This is a genomic window from Paenibacillus agilis (assembly GCF_007786455.1).
GTDB classification, from domain to species: Bacteria; Bacillota; Bacilli; order Paenibacillales; family Paenibacillaceae; genus Paenibacillus_B; species Paenibacillus_B agilis.
This window is the reverse complement of the sequence record NZ_VNJK01000005.1, coordinates 202,936-224,353: the sequence shown is the minus strand read 5'-3', so window position 1 is coordinate 224,353 and position 21,418 is coordinate 202,936. Positions and strand designations below refer to the sequence as shown.

Annotated in this window: 12 protein-coding genes and 1 riboswitch; all 12 genes read left to right on the top strand. The window is 47.0% G+C overall.

Translation table 11 applies throughout. The features are described from left to right. The first annotated feature begins 103 nt into the window (after nt 1–103). Entirely contained in the window at nt 104–6,889 is a 6,786-nt protein-coding gene (gene pulA / locus FPZ44_RS23600; protein WP_144994568.1) for a type I pullulanase, read from the top strand. An 828-nt stretch (nt 6,890–7,717) separates the two neighbouring features. Further along, nucleotides 7,718–7,818: riboswitch (purine riboswitch) on the top strand. Nucleotides 7,819–8,179: 361 nt separating this feature from the next. Further along, nucleotides 8,180–8,425, top strand: coding sequence for a phosphoribosylformylglycinamidine synthase subunit PurS (gene purS, locus FPZ44_RS23595; protein ID WP_144994567.1), 246 nt, complete (start codon nt 8,180–8,182; stop codon nt 8,423–8,425). A gap of 3 nt (nt 8,426–8,428) precedes the next feature. Next, nucleotides 8,429–9,115, top strand: a complete 687-nt coding sequence (purQ, locus tag FPZ44_RS23590; protein ID WP_144994564.1) for a phosphoribosylformylglycinamidine synthase subunit PurQ — start codon at nt 8,429–8,431, stop codon at nt 9,113–9,115. Between the two features lie 28 nt (nt 9,116–9,143). Next, nucleotides 9,144–11,393 carry a phosphoribosylformylglycinamidine synthase subunit PurL gene (gene purL, locus FPZ44_RS23585; RefSeq protein ID WP_144994638.1) on the top strand — a complete coding sequence of 750 codons (2,250 nt, stop codon included), beginning with the start codon at nt 9,144–9,146 and terminating at the stop codon, nt 11,391–11,393. A 125-nt stretch (nt 11,394–11,518) separates the two neighbouring features. Then, nucleotides 11,519–12,970 (top strand): amidophosphoribosyltransferase, encoded by a 1,452-nt coding sequence (purF, locus tag FPZ44_RS23580; protein WP_144994636.1) that lies wholly within the window; start codon nt 11,519–11,521, stop codon nt 12,968–12,970. Between the two features lie 341 nt (nt 12,971–13,311). After that, nucleotides 13,312–14,358 (top strand): phosphoribosylformylglycinamidine cyclo-ligase, encoded by a 1,047-nt coding sequence (purM, locus tag FPZ44_RS23575; RefSeq protein ID WP_144994562.1) that lies wholly within the window; start codon nt 13,312–13,314, stop codon nt 14,356–14,358. Between the two features lie 149 nt (nt 14,359–14,507). Continuing rightward, nucleotides 14,508–15,092 (top strand): phosphoribosylglycinamide formyltransferase, encoded by a 585-nt coding sequence (gene purN, locus FPZ44_RS23570; RefSeq protein ID WP_261378515.1) that lies wholly within the window; start codon nt 14,508–14,510, stop codon nt 15,090–15,092. Nucleotides 15,093–15,296: 204 nt separating this feature from the next. After that, entirely contained in the window at nt 15,297–16,844 is a 1,548-nt protein-coding gene (purH, locus tag FPZ44_RS23565) for a bifunctional phosphoribosylaminoimidazolecarboxamide formyltransferase/IMP cyclohydrolase (protein WP_144994558.1), read from the top strand. A 52-nt stretch (nt 16,845–16,896) separates the two neighbouring features. Further along, entirely contained in the window at nt 16,897–18,180 is a 1,284-nt protein-coding gene (gene purD, locus FPZ44_RS23560; protein ID WP_144994634.1) for a phosphoribosylamine--glycine ligase, read from the top strand. A 259-nt stretch (nt 18,181–18,439) separates the two neighbouring features. Further along, nucleotides 18,440–18,871, top strand: coding sequence for a hypothetical protein (locus FPZ44_RS23555; RefSeq protein ID WP_144994556.1), 432 nt, complete (start codon nt 18,440–18,442; stop codon nt 18,869–18,871). Between the two features lie 332 nt (nt 18,872–19,203). Continuing rightward, nucleotides 19,204–20,046, top strand: coding sequence for an alpha/beta hydrolase family protein (locus FPZ44_RS23550; protein ID WP_144994554.1), 843 nt, complete (start codon nt 19,204–19,206; stop codon nt 20,044–20,046). A 222-nt stretch (nt 20,047–20,268) separates the two neighbouring features. After that, nucleotides 20,269–21,378: a DUF3048 domain-containing protein gene (locus tag FPZ44_RS23545; protein ID WP_261378511.1), complete on the top strand. Its 1,110-nt coding sequence runs from the start codon at nt 20,269–20,271 to the stop codon at nt 21,376–21,378. Nucleotides 21,379–21,418 lie beyond the last annotated feature (40 nt).

Genomic DNA, 21,418 nt, shown 5'->3' with positions numbered 1-21,418 from the left:
GTACTGCTTACACAACGGGCTGGATCGTGGATTATGATTCGTAGCAATCAATCACGCTCATTCATGCAAACGTTTGCAAAATTAAAGGGAAGAGGGTCGTGGCATGACGAGGACATGGAAAGCTAACATTTCTCGACTGCTTGTCTGCATGATGCTGTGGAGTACACTTTCAGGTGTATTCGTTACAAATACTCATGCTCAAGCAACTACTCAACAAACATCAACGAAGCCTAACATCAATTGGAGTATGGTTAAACCGCTTGGTCAATCACCCGAGTCAGGCTGGCAAGGTTACCAGCTTGGGCAGTTGAAGCTGACAAATGACGGCGACCATCTTCACTTCCAGTTGGAAGCTGCCAATGCAGAAGAATGGCAGCATATTAATATTGCATTGAATGTGAATGATATTGATTCGAAAGTATCTACGAATCCTTCCAATCATCGATATAACTATGAGGGAACGACAGCTAAGCCAAGCTACCATATCGCGATGGAAGCAAAGGCTGGAGGCAAAGCATCCCTCTATCGCAGCGGCTCTGCAAGCCCGTTGTTGTCCTCATCCGACTTGAAAGGTGCTTCGTTTGAGGTTGCACCAGATCGTAGTCGTTTCACAGGTTCTATTCCTTTGAAGCAGCTAGGCTTGCAAAATGGGGATAAAGTAAAAGCAATTGCTATATTGAGCGGTGATCGTGCGGATGAGCACGGGGTATTTGATGCTGTGCCTGAGACAGCTAAAAATACAGTGGCAAACGATTGGAATATGAAGGCCAATCCAAACCAGATGACCGATTATAGCGAAGCATATGTAATCAAGCATAAGCCGAAGATTGACGGCTCGAAAGATAGCCTATGGGATCAAGTACCCGATTTAGGGATATCGGTAACAAATACGGCGCATGGCATCCCCGGCAAGCTCGGCAGCATCAAGTTGACGAATGACGGCAACCAACTGTATGTATGGGTGGATGCAGAGCTGCCCAACTGGGGCGATCAAGGTCAATTTATTAATATCGCGTTGAATGTAAATGAAGCAGATTCTGCTGTGGAGGGCAATCCATGGAATGCTCAATTTAACTTCAGCGGTGCAGATAAGAAACCGCAGTATCATCTTACGATGCGTTTGAAGCAAGATCAGGGTATTGAGGGAGCAGCTTTGTATGATGCGAAGCGAATGTCCGATCCGATCTTAGCAACGTGGACAGATACGAAAGGCTCTCAATTTGCAGCTGACGGCAAAGCGGGCTTTGAGGCAGCGATTCCCCTACATCATTTGCAACTTAAAAATGGGGATCAAGTTCGTCCGCATGTTGTATTGAGCGGCAATAAGTCGGCCGAACACGGAGCCTTTCAAGTTATCCCGAATGCGGCAGGTAATGAACTTGCTGCTGGTTTGAATCAAGCTGGCACACAAAATGTTCAGCGTGTTTATGGTAACGCTTACGCGATCAATCAGATGAATGACAAATTGGAATTGATCAGCACAGTGCCTGCAGACTTTGCAAAGAAAATCGAAGTCGAGCAGCCGATTACGCTAACGTACAGCGAAGCTCTTACAGTTGTGAATAGCTCCGGTGTTACCCTTACGGATGAAAAGGGCAATGAAGTTGCGGCAGACGTGAAAAGTGACGGGCAGCAGTTGGTTATTAAGCCAGTTAAGCCGTTGGCCTACAAGACGCCCTATCAAGTAAAGATGTCCGCTCATATGCTGGAAGGTATGGATACCAAGACGCGAAATGAAGCCTACTCATTCTCCTTCACGACGAAGGAGCAGCCGGCGTTAGCTGCAGCTATCGCTGATCAGAACAACGTTGTGTCTGTAGCGCTGAAAGATATCGTTCCTGGGATCGACTATGGGGCGTTTGCTCTCTACAACGGAGGCACGAAGCTCAAAGGTACGTCCATGAAAGGCAGCGATGATCAATCGATCATCATTCAATTAAACGATCCTATTACGGATGTATCTCAACCTTACATCGTACGCTATGAGGGCGCACCGCAAGGCATTTATGCTGATCAGCCAGTTACGATGCGCGGCATATTGGATACGTATGTATATTCAGGTGATGATTTAGGGGTTACGTATACGAAAACAGGCAGTACGTTCAAAGTATGGGCACCTACTGCTGCTAACTTGACACTGTCTCTCTATGACACGGCGGATATGCCGAAGGAGACGCCTACGAGAGAGATTCCGATGCAGCGTGATGCAAGTACAGGCGTATGGTCTGGAGCTGCTGAAGGTGATTGGAACAACAAGTACTACATGTACAAAGTAACATTCCCAGATGGAAAAGTACTGTATGCGATCGATCCGTATGCGCGTGCTTCAGCGGTAAATAGTGCAAAGTCTGCGGTTGTCGACTTGGCAGCTACAAATCCAGTAGGCTGGGAAAATGACAGCAAGCCAGAAATGCTGGAATCAACCGATGCGATTATTTATGAGCTGCATACGCGTGATTTCTCCATTGATTCAAATTCTGGAGTTTCCGAGAAAAATCGCGGTAAATTCACTGCGTTTACGGAAGAAGGAACGAAGCTTAAGGGAGATGCAACTGTTAAGACGGGCATCGATCATTTGAAAGAACTCGGTATTACGCATGTACATTTGCTGCCAACATACGATTTCGGCTCAGTTAATGAGAAACAGGTAGACGATCCGAATGCAAAAGATCGCAAGTTCAACTGGGGCTATGATCCGGTAAATTACAATGTACCGGAAGGTTCTTATGCAACGGATTCTGCACAAGAGGACCCTGCGAAGCGGATTCGTGAGTTCAAGCAAATGGTGCAGGCGATGCACCAAAATGATTTGCGACTCGTGCTGGATGTGGTGTACAATCACACATTTGTAACAGGACAAGAATTGGACTTATCCGTGTTTGATAAATTGGTGCCAGGCTATTACTACCGTACAAACAATAAAGGCGAGCTTTCCAACGGTTCTGGGGTCGGCAATGAAGTAGCTACAGATCGACCGATGGTTAGCAAATATGTACGTGATTCCGTGAAATTCTGGGCAGAAGAGTATAAAGTGGACGGCTTCCGCTTTGACTTGATGAAGCTGATTGATTTGAACACAACTCGCGGTATTGTGAACGATTTAAAAGCAATTGATCCTAGTATTATCGTGTATGGGGAACCGTGGGCAGGTGGGAGCACACCATTACCAGCCGACCAACAGATTGAAAAAGGCACGCAGCGTGGTGAAGGTTTTGCTGTGTTCAATGACAACTTCCGTGGCGCGATTAAAGGCGGAAGTGATGATGGTTCGAAAGGGTTTGCTACAGGAGAAGGCTCCCGTGAAGCAGGAATTGTAAACGGTGTAATCGGCTCGACGAATGACTTTACAGCTGCTCCGACAGAGACAATTAACTATGTAACCGCCCATGATAACTTGAACATGTGGGATAAAATGCTGAAAGCTCAAGGCAAGGATAAAGATATTCAACGCGATCCATTCGCAACGCTGACGGAAGCAAATATTCTTGATAATCCAACGGTGAAAAGTTCACTGCTTGCAAACGGGATTGTCTTGACGTCACAAGGTATTCCATTTATCCATGCTGGAGATGAAATGCTGCGCAGCAAGTTTGGCGACCACAACAGCTATCAGAGTCCGGATACGATTAACCAGATGCTGTGGCAGCAGAAGAAAGAGTATAAGCCTGTGTTTGATTATACACAGGGACTTATCGAACTGCGCCGATCGCATCCTGCGTTCCGTATGACATCGAAGGAAGCGGTCGCTTCGAGCTTGGAAGTGTACCGCCAAGACAGCAATGTTGTTGCATTTAAACTCAAAGAGCATGCGAACGGTGATGAGTGGCGCAATATCGTCGTTATTTACAACGGGAATGCAGATACGAGTAATGTAGCGTTGCCGACGAGCGGAAAATGGAATGTTGTTGTTGATCATACGGCAGCTGGTGTGAAGACAATTCGTACCGTTGAAGGCGGCAAAGTCGATGTAGCAGGAACATCGATGATGGTTCTGTACGATGAAGCAAACACATACACAGCGACGCCGACTAAGATCGTAATAAATGAAAAGGATCTTGCGTTGGAACCGACTGCTTCTAAACAGGTTACTGCGAAAGTGATCGATCAGAAAGGCAATTTGATTCGTACGGCAAAACCGACATGGAAATCATCTGACGATTCCATTGTAACGGTTGATAGCAAAGGGAAAGTAATGGCTTTAAAGGAAGGCAAGGCAGTACTGACAGCTTCCTTCGGTTCCTTGCAAGCTCAAGTTAATGTGAACGTTGCGAAGCTAGTACCGACGAAAATGGATTTGAAAGGGAAGTCTACGGTATGGCTGAACAACACGGTTCCATTTACAGCTGAAGTGAAGGATCAATTCGATCAGTTAATACCGAATGCGGTTATAAAATGGACTTCATCCGACCCGGCTGTTGCACAAGTGGACCGTATGGGCAAGGTGACTGGCCTTAAAGAAGGAACGACAACGATTACAGCAACGATTGGCAGTATATCGGCAGATATGAAAGTTACAGTGAAGCCGCTGCTGAAGCGTTACATTGAGCTGAACTATGTGCGGCCAGACAAGAACTATAAGGACTGGAGCTTATGGGTATGGCAAACAGGGGTGAAGGATGACGAGCACCTGTTCAAGAAGTTCGATAATGGCATGGCTACAGCGATGATTGAGATTGGACCGGATACCGAAAAAATCGGATTCATTATTAAAAAAGGTAACTGGGAGCAAAAAGATACAGATTCCGATCGCTTTGTCGTTACGAATGTGAATGATGCGCTCACGAAAGTGTACGTATACAGCGGTAAAACGGAAATGCGCACGATTCCTTCGGTTGCAGGGCCTGTGCTGGAGAATGGAAGCATTAAGTTCTACTATCGGGATCAAGAAACGTTCCAGAGCGGAGAACAGAACCGTATCTCTGATGTGAAAATAAATATTAACGGCACGCTGCATCCGATGAGCTATGATGCTGAAAACGAACGCTATACGTATACGCTTAAAGACGCGGCTAGCGGCAAGTATGTGTACACGTTCCATGTGACGAAGGACGGTAAGACAGCGGAAGTTACAGATCCTTATAACACGGACAATGGTCAGTCTGTAGTGGAATATAAGAAACCGACAATCCAAATTACGAGTAAGGTTAAAGGGGATTCCATTTATGCTGGTCAGCAGCGTTTGCTGCAAGTTGCTTATCAATCCGGTGACAAATTTGCTGTAAGAGAGATTGCAGCAGACTTGTCTGAATTGGGCGGTCTTGCTCATACGAAGATTGATTTGGAGCTAATGGAGCAGTCCATTACGGTAGCTGAGCATGTGAAGCCTGGTAAGAAATCGATTCCGATCACGCTTATTGATGAGTATGGAAATAAACATACGTCAGCAGCTAGTGTAACGGTGAAATCGAAGCCGAAAGCAAACGGCAAGCTGGACTTTGATTGGGATGAAGCACGCATTTACTTTGTGCTGACAGACCGCTTCTCTGACGGCGATAAGAAGAACAATGGCACAGCCGCGGAAGGTTATGACAAGAACCATCTTGAAGCTTACCAAGGCGGTGACTTCCGTGGGTTGATCAATAAGCTGGACTACTTGGAGGATCTAGGTGTGAATACACTGTGGATTACACCAATTGTTGATAATATCGATTTCAACCAAGGAACGAGCTTTAATGGTAAGCAGTATGGATATCATGGCTACTGGGCGAAAGACTTCACGAAGATGGATGAGCATCTAGGCGATGTGGAAACGTTTAAGGAACTGATCAACAAGGCACATGATCGTGGCATCAAAATTATGGTCGATGTCGTGTTGAATCATACGGGCTACGGCTTGAAGCCGGGCGACACGCAGCCGGGTGTTACAGAGCAAGACAAGAAGCGTTTCGATGGAATGCTTCGTACAGACGCTGTAAGCGGTGATCCTGTTCGAGGTGAATTGGCAGGCTTGCCAGATTTCAAGACAGAAGACCCTAAAGTTAGGGAGCAAATTATTGCTTGGCAAACAGACTGGATCGAGCGCACTCGTACCAAACGCGGCGATACGATCGATTACTTCCGTGTTGATACGGTCAAACATGTGGACGATACGACATGGAAGGCGTTCCGTAATGAGCTTACTAAGATTGACCCTGAGTTCAAGTTGATCGGTGAATATTTTGGCGCATCGGTTGATAACACAGGTTCTTATTTGAAAACAGGACAGATGGATTCTTTGTTGGACTTTGACTTCAAGGGCAAAGCGAAGGACTTCGTGAATGGACAGCTGGATGCCGTTGAGAAAGCAATGCAGGAGCGGGAAGCTCGCATGGATGAAACGGCTACGATGGGACAATTTTTGAGCAGCCATGATGAGGACGGATTCCTAACTCATTATGTGAACGGGGACAAGGGCAAGTTAATGGTCGCTGCAGCTCTGCAAATTACAGCCAAAGGCCAGCCTGTTATTTATTACGGGGAAGAGCTTGGACGTTCTGGCGCAAATGCTCGCGATATGTCTAAGGGTGAGCTGAGTGAGAACCGTGGTGCTATGCCTTGGGATCAGCTGAAAAAAGAGAAAAAGCTGCACAACCATTACAGCAAGCTGCTGAACATTCGTGCAGACTACTCCAAAGTATTTTCTAAAGGAGATAGAACGAAGCTGGCGGGAAGTGACGCAGAAGGGTTCATGGTATTTGCGAAGAGCTATCAAGGGGAATCTGTTGTCGTTGGCTTGAACCCGAGCGCACAAGCGAAGAAGCAAGTTAAGATTAAGGTTCCTTATAAGCCTGGTACAAAAGTGAAAGACGTGTACAACAATAAGCAGTACAAGGTAGAGAAAAATAGAACAGTCACTGTAAATATTCCTGGTAAGGATGACGGCGGTACGATTATCCTTGCTAAGAAGTAAGAAGTAAGAAGTAAGAAGTAAGAAGTAAGAAGTAAGAAGTAAGAAGTAAGAAGTAATGGCGAGTAGTAGACGCTATGAGATGATGAAATAAAAATGAAGTAGAAGTAGAATTTGAAGTGGTGAAGTAGAAATAAAGTACAAGTAAAAGTACAAGTGAAGTGGCAGAAGTGCATATGTATAAAGCAGCTAAACGCCCTGCCGTAAAACAAGGGGGAAATGGCGCTAACGGTTGCCACAGAGATTATCCAGCGTAGATTGATGTGTTTTGAAATGTAACGGATGTCAGAGCGCTTATTTACCAGATAGAGTGGTCGAACCCGTCATTTTTACTAAAATAAGCTCGCCTACAACCGTTACATTTCTACGATGGATAATTTCATGGAAATAACGTCAATGGCGCACGTTAGAGGAAGCCAAGGTAGGCTACCTCACGTTGATTCGCAGCGTTAGAGTATATCCGAGAGCCGTTGGTATTCGGTTGGGTAATCAACAACTATGATACCTTGCAATCAACAGTTATGATTCTGCATCGAAGCTGAAAAGCTCCTGGACGGCTTGCGCTGTTCAGGAGCTTTTTTTTGTTATCGTATAAAGCTCCCGAATGGTTGGTGCTGTTCAGGAGGCTTTTTTGTTATATCGTATAAAAGCGTCTAAATGATTTACGCTTTTTAGAGCTTTTTAGCATTTATTTTGCATGAGCGGAATACAATTATCATTTATGCTTTAATGCATTAAAAGCGAACTATATTTTTATTTTATATTGGAATGTTCGTGTTTTGCGATTGACATGGGCGTTTCAAACTTGTTACACTATAGCCAAACTTAAATATGACGTATGATGATAGCTCTCGTATAATTCCGGGGATATGGCCCAAAGTTTCTACCCAAAGACCGTAAATTTTTGGACTACGAGAGAAAGCGTCTAAGTACGGTATGGCCAATTGCGATTACAGGCCATTTTGTACTCGCGTTTTCTTTCTTTTGTCCACTTGGTCTGCGGTTGAGCTTTCATAGCTATCTGCGGACTTTTTTATTTATTACCCAGTCAGTCATTTATCCCACCTATCTATTTGCTATACGTTGAGCTATCGAGCAATCTGCATAAGTCTAAACAAGAAAGATGCACAATCGTTCTGGGGAAACGATTGAAGCAAGATTCATAGTCTCGTTTGATTTTTAATTTCTATAGCAAACCTCTCATCACGACTTACATCAAGAGCACGTCCACGCGGCAATTAGTCGCTAATCAATCAACCATTTCTACACTCATTCTGGGGAGGATACCTACCGATGTTCAAAGCAAAGGTGTATGTCACTACGAAAGCAAATGTACTTGATCCGCAAGGAGCTGCTGTGCAGCAAGCACTTCATACGATGGGCTATGCAGCTGTGGATGATGTACGTATCGGCAAATATATGGAACTTTCTTTTGATACGGCAGACCGTGCACAAGCGGAAGCGGAATTGGAGCAAATGTGCAAGCAGCTGCTCGCGAATCCGGTGGTTGAAGATTATCGTTACGAGCTGGAGGATTGAGCGATGAAGGTAGCGGTACTTGTATTTCCAGGCTCGAACTGTGATTGGGACTGCGTGCATGCAGCAGAACAGACTATTGAGGGAGCCGTTGTCGATCGCGTATGGCATACGACAGATACATTGGAAGGCTATGATCTCATTATGATTCCAGGCGGATTTTCTTACGGAGATTACTTGCGCAGTGGGGCAATCGCTCGCTTTGCTCCTGTTATGCAGGCAGTTGCTAAAGCTGCGGCAGAAGGCGTGTACGTATTAGGCATTTGCAATGGATTCCAAATCCTTACCGAAGCGGGATTGCTGCCTGGGGCGTTGCGCCGCAATACAGGCTTGAAATTCCGTTGTCATTCGTCGCAATTACATGTAGCCAATGCTGATACTGCATTCACGTCAGGCTATGCAACTGGCGAAGTCATTGACATTCCGATTGCGCATGGTGAGGGCAATTACTACTGTGATGATGCTGTGCTGGAACAATTGAAAGCACGCAATCAAATTGTGTTTACGTATACCGATAATCCGAATGGATCGGTTGCAGATATAGCAGGCGTCATCAATGAGCAGGGCAATGTGCTTGGCATGATGCCGCACCCAGAACGAGCGGTGAACAGCTTACTTCGCCATGAAGATGGCATTCGTCTATTTACATCCATTATGAAGGCTTGGAGGGAACGTCATGCAATCGTTGGCTAAGACAAAAGCGGAGCAACAATCGATGGAGATGGCAAAGGCCGTCATAGCAAAAGAGCCAACCCCGGAGCAGATAGCAGAGGAACGCATCTATGCCACGATGGGTGTATCGGACAGTGAGTATGAGATTATTTGCAACTTGCTCGGCGGCCGCAAGCCGAACTATACCGAGATTGGTGTATTCAGCGTTATGTGGTCGGAGCATTGTGCATACAAGAACTCCAAACCTTTGTTAAGACGGTTTCCAACAACAGGTGAGCGCGTATTGGTTGGTCCAGGAGAAGGTGCAGGCATCGTTGATATCGGTGATGGGCAAGCGGTGTGCTTCAAAATAGAAAGCCACAACCATCCATCCGCTATCGAGCCTTTTCAAGGGGCTGCGACTGGTGTAGGCGGTATTTTGCGTGACATCTTCTCGATGGGGGCCCGCCCTGTTGCATTGTTGAACTCTTTGCGTTTCGGTCAGCTTAGCGATGATCGTGTTCGTTACTTGTTTGAGCATGTAGTGGAAGGTATCGCAGGCTATGGCAACTGTATGGGCATTCCAACGGTTGGCGGCGAAGTGATGTTTGATGCAAGTTACGAAGGCAATCCGCTGGTGAACGCAATGTGCGTTGGACTTATCGATCATAAAGACATTCAGAGCGGTGTAGCAAAAGGAATCGGCAACCCTGTTTATTATGTTGGCCCGCCAACAGGACGCGACGGTATTCACGGTGCTACTTTTGCTTCGGAAGAGCTGACAGAGGAGTCTGAGGCAAAGCGCCCTGCAGTTCAGGTTGGAGATCCATTCATGGAAAAGCTCGTGATGGAATCTTGTCTAGAGCTCATTAAGTCAGGAATCGTCATCGGTATTCAAGATATGGGTGCAGCGGGGCTTACTTGCTCCAGTGCGGAGATGGCGAGCAAGGCGGGCAATGGTCTTGAGTTGAACTTAGATGAAGTTCCGCAGCGCGAGCGCGGTATGACTCCATATGAGATGATGCTTTCTGAATCACAAGAACGGATGTTGTTTGTCATCGAAGAGGGAAATGAACCAATTGCGATGGAGATATTCAATCGTTGGGGTGTCATTTGCCGCAAAGTAGGCCGTGTAACGGATGATGGACGTTTGCGTCTTGTATTTGACGGAGAAGTTGTGGCGGATATGCCAGTTAAAGGCTTGGTCGATGATTGTCCTGTTTACGATAAGCCAGCAACAGAACCTGTTTATTATCAGGCTAATGCATTAGTAGATACAACGAGCTATCCAGCTGCTGCTGACTTGAATGATGCATTGCTTCGCGTACTTGGATCGCCAACGGTGGCGAGCAAGGAGTGGGTATACAGCCAGTACGATCATATGGTTGGTACAAATACATCGGTATCACCTGGTTCGGATGCAGCGGTTGTACTCGTTCGCGGCACGCGTAAAGCGCTAGCCATGACAACGGACTGCAACGGACGTTATGTATATCTTGATCCAAATGTAGGCGGAAAGATCGCAGTGGCAGAAGCAGCACGCAACATCGTTTGCTCGGGTGCAGAACCGCTTGCGATTACAGATAACTTGAACTTCGGAAGCCCGGAGAAGCCAGATAACTTCTGGCAAATGCAGCAATCTGTAGATGGTATGGCAGAAGCTTGCAGTCATCTGCAAACACCTGTTATCGGCGGTAATGTCAGCTTGTATAACGAAAATGCTAAAGGTGCTATCTATCCAACTCCTGTAGTTGGCATGGTTGGTCTCGTACATGATGTCGATCATATTACGACACAAGGTTTCAAGCAGGAAGGAGATATCGTCTTGCTGCTAGGCGCAACGAAAGCGGAGCTTGGCGGCAGCGAGTTCCAACTCGTTATGCATGGTGTGACAGAAGGTCGCCCTCCTGCTATCGACCTTGATGTAGAGAGCCGCTTGCAGCGTGCAGTGCTGGAATCTATTCAACAAGGATACATTCAATCGGCGCATGACTTGTCAGAGGGTGGCTTGGCAGCAGCTTATGCAGAATGTTGTATTAGTGGTCGTATTGGTGCTACTGGCGATGCAATGGTAGAAGGTTTACGTGCAGATATTGTCTTATTTAGCGAATCCCAATCGCGTGTATTGCTGTCGCTTCGTCCAGCACATGTTGAAACGGTTAGAGCTGTATGTGCGAAATACGAAGTGCCGGTTCAGCAGCTTGGTGTTGTTGGTGGAGAACGTATTCAATTGAAGGTAAACGGTGTATCTGCAATTGATGTAACGCGTGAAGAAGCGGAGCGTACATGGAAGGATGGAATCCCATGTCTGATGCGATAATTCGCCAGCAGTCAGACGGAAAGGAAGTCCGGATGGATGGGAGTCATATTCACAATCAGAGTCAGGTAAGCGAGCAGCAGCTTTTTGCTGCATCTGAGATAGAAAGCGCATATGGCTTTGCTCAAATGGAAGCGAACGGATCATACTTTAATGAAGGCGGCGGTCAGGATGGTCCATTTGATCGCCTGCGTGAAGAGTGTGGCGTATTCGGTGTATTTGGTTATGAGGATGCTGCTTCGCTTACGTATTACGGACTTCATACGCTGCAGCATCGAGGAGAAGAGAGCGCAGGGATCTGTACGTCTGATGGTCATACGTTCCGCTATCACCGCGGAATGGGGCTCGTAAAAGAAGTGTTCGATAAAGATCGCCTTGCTAGCTTGGAGGGTGATCGTGCTATCGGGCATGTGCGGTACTCCACATCTGGCGATAGCCGACTTGCCAATGCACAGCCACTCGTATTCAAGACACGTGACGGCGATCTGGCTGTGGCGACGAATGGGAATATTGTAAATGCCCCCATGCTTCGCCGTGAATTGGAGCAGAAGGGTTCGATCTTTCAGACGACAAGTGATACAGAGGTTATCGCACATCTTATCGCTCGCTCGGAGTCGGACTTCGTTACAGCGGCCAAAGATGCACTGCGTCAACTGGTAGGCGGATTTGCTTTCTTAATTTTGACGAATGATAAATTGCTCGTTGCTTCAGATACGTATGGGCTTCGCCCGATCGTGATGGGTCGTCTCGGAGATGCATGGGTTTTTTCATCCGAATCTTGCGCTTTGGATACGATCGGAGCGGACTTTGTTCGTGCAGTGGAGCCAGGCGAAATGCTCGTCTTCGATGCTATGGGCTATCGTTCGGAGCGGTTTGCACCTGTAGCGAAGCGGGCATTGTGCTCGATGGAATTCATTTATTTCTCTCGCCCTGACAGCCAGCTGTACGATGTTAACTTGCATACGGCACGGAAGCGTATGGGGATGCGATTGGCAGAGGAGTTTCCTGTCGAGGCTGATCTTGTATCTGGAGTACCGGATTCAAGCATATCTGCGGCTATCGGCTATGCGGAGAAGGCTGGAATTCCTTATGAGATGGGTATGATCAAAAATAAATATAGCGGTCGAACCTTCATTCAACCGAGTCAAGAGCTTCGTGAGCAAGGTGTGAAAATGAAGCTGAGCGCCGTGCGCAGCGTCGTAGAGGGCAAACGAGTCGTATTAATCGACGACTCGATCGTACGAGGGACGACATCTCGCCGCATTGTGAAAATGCTGCGGGATGCAGGCGCCAAAGAAGTTCATTTACGGATCGCATCGCCTCCGTTCAAAAATCCTTGCTTCTACGGTATAGATACACCGACAAGCGACGATCTTATCGCATCTACGCACACGGTGGAGCAAATATGCGAAATGACGGGGGCGGACTCGCTGGCATTTTTGTCCCAGCCGGGCATGATCGAAGCAATCGGTGGTGCATTTACTAAAGAGGCTAGTGGCGGATTGTGCCTTGCTTGCTTCGATAAGGAATATCCAACGCCAATTGGTGTATCAGCAAATATGACTAGTTGCGGGTGCTAACCATTGCGGTTGAGATGATTACGCAGCAAGTGGCGAGGCGCGGTGGGCCTTATTATGAAGTTAAAGCGTGTAAATCGTTAGCTATAAGGAACTGCAATCCAAGTAGATTTGAACGATTTCAAATAATTGAACTTGTAAGTTCAATTGCATAACGAAAAGGGGCAGAATCTTATCCAGAAACGTCAGTGGTCGCCTTTGTAGTCGAGTTCTAACCCTAGAACTTGTCATCGAAAAACTCGACTACAACAGCGCGGAAATAAGATCTGCCCCACAACGATGAGCAAATGAAAGGTTTATATCTTTGTACTTATATTTTTGTACTCATGAAGAGGAGAGAAACCATGTCTGAAGCATACAAGCAAGCAGGGGTTGATATAGCAGCTGGCAATGAAGCAGTTGAACGCATGAAGAAACATGTTCGCCGTACGTTCCGACCAGAAGTATTGACGGACGTGGGTGGTTTTGGTGCATTGTTTCAACTGAATGCGAAGCAATACGAAGAGCCAGTGCTCGTCTCTGGTACCGATGGAGTTGGGACGAAGCTGATGCTGGCATTTGCAGCAGATAAGCACGATACGATTGGAATTGATGCGGTCGCGATGTGTGTAAATGATATCGTCGTGCAGGGGGCAGAGCCGCTTTTCTTCCTTGATTATCTTGCTTGCGGCAAAGTAGAGCCAGCGAAGATCGAGAGTATTGTGAGCGGTATAGCGGAAGGCTGTGCGCAAGCAGGATGCTCGCTGATTGGCGGAGAGACAGCAGAGATGCCCGGGATGTACGGTGCTGAGGAGTATGACATTGCCGGTTTCAGTGTCGGAGTTGTAGACAAGAAAAATGTCATTACAGGCGCTAATATTCAAGCTGGTGATGTCGTGCTTGGACTCTCCTCCAGCGGATTGCACAGCAATGGGTACTCACTCGTGCGTAAACTGCTTTTGGAACAAGCAGGCTACTCGCTGAAGGCCGTTATGCTAGAGCTTGATACAGAGCAGACGTTGGGGGAAGTATTGCTGACACCGACTCGTATCTATGTAAAGCCGCTTTTGAAACTTATGGAGCATGTCAAAGTGAAAGGGTTGGCGCATATTACCGGGGGAGGTTTCTTGGAAAATATCCCGCGTGTACTGCCTGAACATGTTGATGTTGAGATCGAAGCAGGTTCATGGCCTATACATCCGATATTCCAGTTGTTAGAGCGTGAGGGCAGCTTAACAGCGGAAGAATTGTATATGACGTTCAATATGGGTATCGGCATGGTTGTTGTCGTAGCGGAGTCAGACGCTGCACAAGCAATGGAGCTGTTGGAAGCGAGCGGAGAAGCGGTGTATCGGATCGGCACAGTACGGGAAGGTGCACGAAAAGTTCGTATTCCTGAATTAGGACTATGAGTTTACAGGGGTTGCAAGGTGTGAATGGGGCGGATAAGAACGGTACGGGTCAAGTTGGAGTTGTAAACGGAACGGTACAAGATGAGAAACGTGGGGAACCGCGCGATCATCATGTTGAACAAGGGAAGAGCACGGAACGTCGTCCGAGAATTGCAGTGTTTGCATCTGGAACTGGTTCTAACTTTCAAGCTCTTGTTGATGCATTTCAAGCGGGGCCAGCTCAATATGAGGGCGATATTGTGCTGCTCGTATGCGATAAGCCGCAAGCTTATGTTGTGAAGCGTGCCGAGGCTGCGGGGGTACCTGTGGCATGCTTTACACCCAAGTCTTATTTGAGTCGAGAACAGTATGAGGAAGATGTATTACTGAAGCTGCGCGAAGAGCGGATTGATTGGATTGTGCTGGCTGGGTACATGCGTCTTGTAACACCTGTGCTGCTGAGTGCTTACGGCGGCCGAATGCTCAATATTCATCCTTCTCTGCTGCCTGCATTTCCAGGATTGAATGCGGTGAAGCAGGCGCTTGACTATGGGGTATGTGTGACAGGGGTTACCGTACATCTCGTCGATGAAGGGGTGGACACAGGGCAGGTTTTGGCGCAGCGGGTTGTCCTCGTGGAGAAGAATGATACGGAAGAGACGCTAGCTGCTCGCATTCATGCTGCTGAGCATGAACTTTATCCGGCTGCGGTAGCTGACGTAGTGGCGGGGAAATTGAGTCCTAGTAGATTGTAGTCGTTTAGCGGCGATGCAGCTTATAGATTTGGGGAATAGAAACCAGAAACTTAAAAGCTATCGAACTGCCGATTGCTATTTTCAAGAGAGAGATTCATATAGAAATAATTTTAGTTACTAGAAGTAGATATAGCATGTTAAGGGATATGACATGTAAAATGATAGAAAATCTCAATCTATATTTATCATGGAGGAGAGAAAGTAATGTCGATTAAGAGAGCGCTTATAAGTGTATCAGATAAATCTGGTGTGGTAGAGTTTGCGCGTGCGTTGGCAGATGCAGGTGTAGAAATTATTTCGACAGGCGGCACAAAAACGTTGCTGGAGCAGTCTCAAGTACCTGTTATCGGCATTTCAGAAGTGACAGGCTTCCCTGAAATTATGGATGGGCGAGTAAAGACGCTGCATCCTGCGGTACACAGTGGATTGCTTGCGGTGCGCGACAATGCTGAGCATCAGGCGCAAATGCAGGAACTGGGGCTTTCTTATATCGACCTTGTCGTCGTGAATTTGTATCCTTTTCAAGAAACGATTGAGAAACCAGATGTAACGTATGAAGATGCGATCGAGAACATCGATATTGGCGGTCCAACGATGCTTCGCTCTGCGGCAAAGAACCATGCCTTCGTAACGGTCGTGGTGGATGCGGCAGATTATGGCCAAGTCATTAGTGAGCTTCAAGCAGGCGGCGACACAACGCTTGAAACACGCAAGCGCTTGGCGGCGAAGGTATTCCGTCATACAGCTTCGTATGACGCGCTCATCGCGGGCTATTTAACAGAACAAGTAGGCGAGACATTCCCGGAACGTCTAACGGTAACTTATGAGAAATCTCAATCACTTCGCTATGGAGAGAACCCGCATCAGCAGGCAGCTTTTTATCGTGCCCCATTAGCAGAGCGTGGTACGCTGCCAACAGCTGAACAGCTTCATGGTAAAGAATTGTCCTACAATAATATTCAAGATGCGAACGCGGCGATTGCAATTGTGGGTGAATTTGAAGGCCCAGCTGTTGCGGCTGTTAAGCATATGAATCCGTGCGGAGTCGGCATCGGCACTAGCATTTATGAGGCTTATCGCAAAGCGTATGAGTCCGATTCTACTTCGATCTTCGGTGGCATTGTGGCAGCGAATCGCCCTATCGATAGTGATACGGCACAGATGCTTAATGAAATATTCCTTGAGATCGTAATTGCCCCTGATTTTACAACAGAGGCACTTGATATATTGAAGCAGAAAAAAAATCTACGCTTACTTCGTACGGGTGTACAACCATCGCCAGAGACGCGTCGTGCAGCTTGGCAGTATACTTCCATTGCAGGTGGGTTGCTTGTTCAAGAAACAGATGTTCATACGCTGCAAGCTGACAAGCTGCAAACCGTTTCGGGTCGTGAAGCAACAGAGTCTGAGCTGGAGCAGTTGCAATTTGGCTGGAATGTAGTTAAGCACGTGAAATCTAATGCAATTGTAATCGTGAAGGATGGTATGACGGTTGGAATTGGTGCAGGTCAAATGAACCGTGTTGGCGCTGCAAAAATTGCGATTGAACAGGCGGGAGAGAAGGCCCGCGGCGCAATCCTTGCTTCTGATGCCTTTTTCCCGATGGGAGACACACTTGAGTTGGCTGCGAAAGCAGGCATTACAGCGGTAATTCAACCTGGCGGCTCTATTCGTGATGAAGAGTCCATCCAAGTGGCGAATGACTACGGAGTGGCAATGGTATTTACGGGCGTACGTCATTTCAAACATTAATGGATCGAATAACGGTTCAATTAAAGGCTTAATTAAAGTCGGAGGTGTCGACGTGAGAGTATTGGTTATCGGCAGCGGGGGACGTGAACATACATTAGTATGGTCTTTGCTGCAAAGCGATCAAGTTAGAGAAGTTATCTGTGCGCCTGGCAATGCAGGCATCGCAGAGATGGCTGAGTGCGTGGACATTGCAGTGAGCGACTTTGATGGAATAGCGGAATATGCACTGGAAACCGGAGTCGAGCTAGTCGTTGTTGGGCCAGATGATCCGTTAGCTGCAGGAATAACGGACGTATTGGAAAGTCATGGCCTGCGCGTGTTCGGGCCGAATAAAGCAGCAGCAGAAATCGAGGGCAGCAAAGTGTTTATGAAGCATTTGCTTCGCAAATATGAGATCCCGACAGCCGCTTATGAAACGTTTGACGATGTAGATACCGCATTGGCTTATGTACGGCAACAAGCATTGCCGATTGTCATCAAAGCAGATGGGCTAGCTGCTGGTAAAGGGGTCATCATCGCACAAACGATGTCAGAGGCAGAGCAAACTTTGCAAGATATGATGATCGACGGAAAATTCGGTGCATCTGGCAGTCGAATCGTTATCGAGGAATTCATGCAGGGACAGGAAATGTCGATTTTGGCATTCGTTGATGGCGAAACGGTACGCGCTTGCGTGCCTGCGCAGGATCATAAACCGATATTCGATGGTGATCGTGGACCTAATACAGGTGGTATGGGGACGTACAGCCCTTTGCCACATATTTCAGACAGCATTGTAGAAGAAGCGATTCGTACGATTATTGAGCCAACCGCTAAGGCGATGGTTGCGGAAGGTCGTCCTTTCAAAGGAATATTATTCGCAGGTCTTATGATTACGCCGCAAGGCAAGCCGAAGGTTGTGGAGTTCAACGCTCGCTTCGGAGATCCAGAGACACAGGTTGTGCTGCCGCGCTTGAAAACGGACTTGTTGAGCGTGTTTAATGCGGTTGTCGATGGAACGTTAGAGCAAGTCGAGTTGGAATGGGATCAAGAAGCTGCTGTATGTGTAATTATAGCTGCAGAGGGCTATCCAAATACACCGCGCAAGGGCGACGTCATTACTGGATTAGAGGCAGCGGCTCAACATGCACTTGTCTTTCATGCTGGTACGAAACGTAATGGGGAAGGCCAAGTTGTGACGAATGGCGGCCGTGTACTTGGTATTGTAGGACGCGGTGGAGATGTCCGTGCAGCACAGCAAGCTGCTTATAAGGCAGTCCAAGCAGTATCATTCCAAGGTATGCAGTATCGGAAAGATATTGCCGAAAAATCGCTAAACGGTGTTGTTATTGGGTAAATTAAACGAGAAGTTGTTTCTCTCTATTGCCATTTTGGCATGAGGGAGACAGCTTCTTTTGCTTTGTGGCTTGTGGCGATTTTGTGTCAGTGCGCGAAAAACTTCTCCATTTCTTGAGCATAAAGACGAATAGCTGCAGCATAACCATCTCATACTAAGCCTAATCTAACGACGGGCACACGCATAACTTGGTTTAACATCATATCCTTGAACCATGTGATGTATTCGTGCAAAAGTGTAAAAATGGAGGGAACTTCGTATGATGAATGATGGACATGACAACTACGATCAAGATGGCTGGGCGTTAACTCAGCAATTTTTATCAGAAGAAAACTTGCGAGGTTCCGATGAGGCAGTTCATTATAAGTCCTTCTTGCAAAATGAACCTGGTCAGGCGTTGAGCATTGATACGGAAGGGGCAGCAGGATCTTCCATGCATGCTGCATCAACGGCCTCCAGTGGAGCGGCTGCGATAAGCTACGGTACAGGACTTAGCGGTTCGGAACAAGCTGGAGTCAGTCTTAACAGTAGTGCAGGTCAACAAGCTGCTTTATCCACTTCTGGTGAGCATGCGCCCCAGTTCGGTGCAGCTGAACCCGTATCATCTAACGTATCTTCGGAAGATGGCTGGCAGGCAGGGGCAAAGGAAACCCAGCATATGCTGAACTGGTTTTATGGGATGCATGACTAATAGGACAATAGGACATTCCAATTTATATTTTATATTCCTAGGTTGATACAATGAGATGCAAATTGGAATAGCATTGGAATGACAGATGTAGAGGAAGTTTGAAATAGTAATATAGAGAAGTCGTACTTTCTTTAAAAGAAAGTGCGGCTTTTTTAGTGACCTTTTGGGTGCTTAAATTCATGAAGTGGACGAGTTTCTTTGTTGTAGTAAAGGAGTTAACTTATGGAAATATGCTTGTTGACACCGTTCATTCGAAATGATAAGATGCTAATAACTTAAATACAAGTAAATTAATCGGAATTATATGATATAAGCGGAGGCTGGTGTGACGTATGGAGCGGGTAGTTGATTTGAAATGGAATCAGGAACGGATCGTCGCATCGATCCATTATCCAGAGAAGCGCGGACCTTATGAGGAGCGATCAGATGAAAGTTCAAGTCGTCGGATACCTTTGACAGTCATATGCCACGGCTTTATTGGCAGTCGGATCGGTGTCGATCGGTTGTTCGTGAATGCTGCGCGACGTTTGGCTAGTGAAGGGCATATTGTCGTACGCTTTGACTATGCAGGATGCGGAGAGAGTACAGGATCATACGGTGATCTCGGTATCGATGCGATGATCGAGCAGACTCAGGCCGTGCTTGATTATGCACTAAGCTGCGGCGATGTGGACCCACAGCGTGTGACGCTGCTCGGACATAGTCTGGGCGGAGCAGTTGCCCTGCTTACAGCGGTGCGCGACCAACGTGTAAAGCGCCTTGTCCTCTGGTCTCCTGTTGCCTACCCGTTCAATGATATTGTCAACATTATTGGTCGTGCACGGTACGATGAATCGATTAAACGCGGCGAGACCGATTATGCGGGCTATTCGTTTACACCTAGATATTTTGATACACTTGGCAAGCACCAGCCGTTTCAAGAAGCAGCTAGGTTTGCAGGTGATGTACTGTTAATTCACGGGACATCAGATGATGTCATTCCTGCGGACTACAGTTTCTTGTACCAGAAAATTTTCTGGATGCGCACGGATGGACAATGCGATAAGGAGATTGTGTTCCAAGCCGATCACACGTATTCGTCGGGAGAGCATCGGAGTGTGGTGTTTGAGCGTACGGTGGAATGGTTGAATCAATGGGAACAACGCCAGAAGCATTGGGCGCATTGGAGTATTTAAAGATGAGCGGTGCAAAGTGGTTCGACATGCAGTTCGCTAAGCTAATTAATGAAGATGAGCATATGTTGAGTACCTTGCATCCGAATTAACGGTACTACAGTGAGCAATTCTCTGACGAGGATTGCTCTTTTTGCTGTTCGTAGACAACGCCTTGTTTTTCCCCCATAATTAGGCGTGAATAGGCTGGAAATGTTCGACAGTATAAACATGGAGGTGTCACATTTGGCTGCACCATTGTCTTATTTGTCTCATTTTATGCAGCATAGAAAAGGGTTATTGTTCGTGTTGTTAGGTGTGTCTATCTTACTGACAGCGTGCAACAGCAAACCACAATCTCAGGAAACAACACCTGTCATTCCGCCGCAAGTTGTGGAACCTATACCAACACCAGACGAACCGCAAGATGAGGCGGTGCTTGCACCTTTAACTGGCTTGGCTTGGGAAGCGGGTGAGCCTACCAAGCGCCCTATCGCAGTGATGATAAACAACCAGAAGCGAGCACGTCCGCAATCTGGCCTGCAGCAGGCTGATCTATTAGTTGAGGTGCTGGCGGAAGGCGGCATAACAAGGCTGGTAGCTATTTATCACAGTAATAACTCTTATACAGGAGAGATTGGTCCGATTCGCAGTATTAGACCTTATTTGATCGATATTGGAGAGAGCTTCGGTGCTGCGCTCGTTCATGCAGGGGGAAGTCCAGATGGCTACCGTATTTTGCAGCGGGAAAATAAAGATTATTTAGACGAGATCAGCAACGCAGGACCTTATTTCTGGCGAGACAAGCAGCGTCGGGCTCCTCACAACTTATATACAAATGCTGAAAAGATCGCCCAAGGCATGACGAAGAAAAAGTATGAGATGACCGCGGACGTTCCTGCGTTCTCTTTCATGAAGAGTGAACATGCTGATAATTATACAACCGTGAATAGCGAGCCTGCAAAGCATTTGCGTGTCGCTTTTTCCAATCACTCTGAATTGGTTGAGTATCAATACGAGGAACATAGTGGACACTATATTCGATATATGGCAGGAGCCCCGCATACGGATAAAATTAGCGGCGAAGCAATAAGGACAGCAAACCTTGTTCTTATGTATGCGAAGCATCGAGTTCTAGATGATGTCGGACGGCTTGAGGTTGATGTGCGTGCAGGCGGTCGAGCTGTTATTATTCGTGATGGACAAGCGGTAAATGGTGAGTGGCTGCGATCAAATGGGGCTTTTGAATTCAAAGCTGATGGACAAGAAGCATTGCTCAAACCTGGTACGACTCATATGTTGATTATTCCTGATGATAAAACGAGTAAAGAACGTGCTGTGTGGAAAGCGCATTAAGAGGCGATTTAACACGATTTTCAGCCATTTTTCGTAATAA

Excerpts from the sequence above, each read along its gene's own strand:
- pulA (WP_144994568.1), top strand. The coding sequence starts at position 104 with ATGACGAGGACATGGAAAGCTAACATTTCTCGACTGCTTGTCTGCATG.
- purS (WP_144994567.1), top strand. The coding sequence starts at position 8,180 with ATGTTCAAAGCAAAGGTGTATGTCACTACGAAAGCAAATGTACTTGAT.
- purQ (WP_144994564.1), top strand. The coding sequence starts at position 8,429 with ATGAAGGTAGCGGTACTTGTATTTCCAGGCTCGAACTGTGATTGGGAC.
- purL (WP_144994638.1), top strand. The coding sequence starts at position 9,144 with ATGGCAAAGGCCGTCATAGCAAAAGAGCCAACCCCGGAGCAGATAGCA.
- purF (WP_144994636.1), top strand. The coding sequence starts at position 11,519 with ATGGAAGCGAACGGATCATACTTTAATGAAGGCGGCGGTCAGGATGGT.
- purM (WP_144994562.1), top strand. The coding sequence starts at position 13,312 with ATGTCTGAAGCATACAAGCAAGCAGGGGTTGATATAGCAGCTGGCAAT.
- purH (WP_144994558.1), top strand. The coding sequence starts at position 15,297 with ATGTCGATTAAGAGAGCGCTTATAAGTGTATCAGATAAATCTGGTGTG.
- FPZ44_RS23555 (WP_144994556.1), top strand. The coding sequence starts at position 18,440 with ATGATGAATGATGGACATGACAACTACGATCAAGATGGCTGGGCGTTA.
- FPZ44_RS23550 (WP_144994554.1), top strand. The coding sequence starts at position 19,204 with ATGGAGCGGGTAGTTGATTTGAAATGGAATCAGGAACGGATCGTCGCA.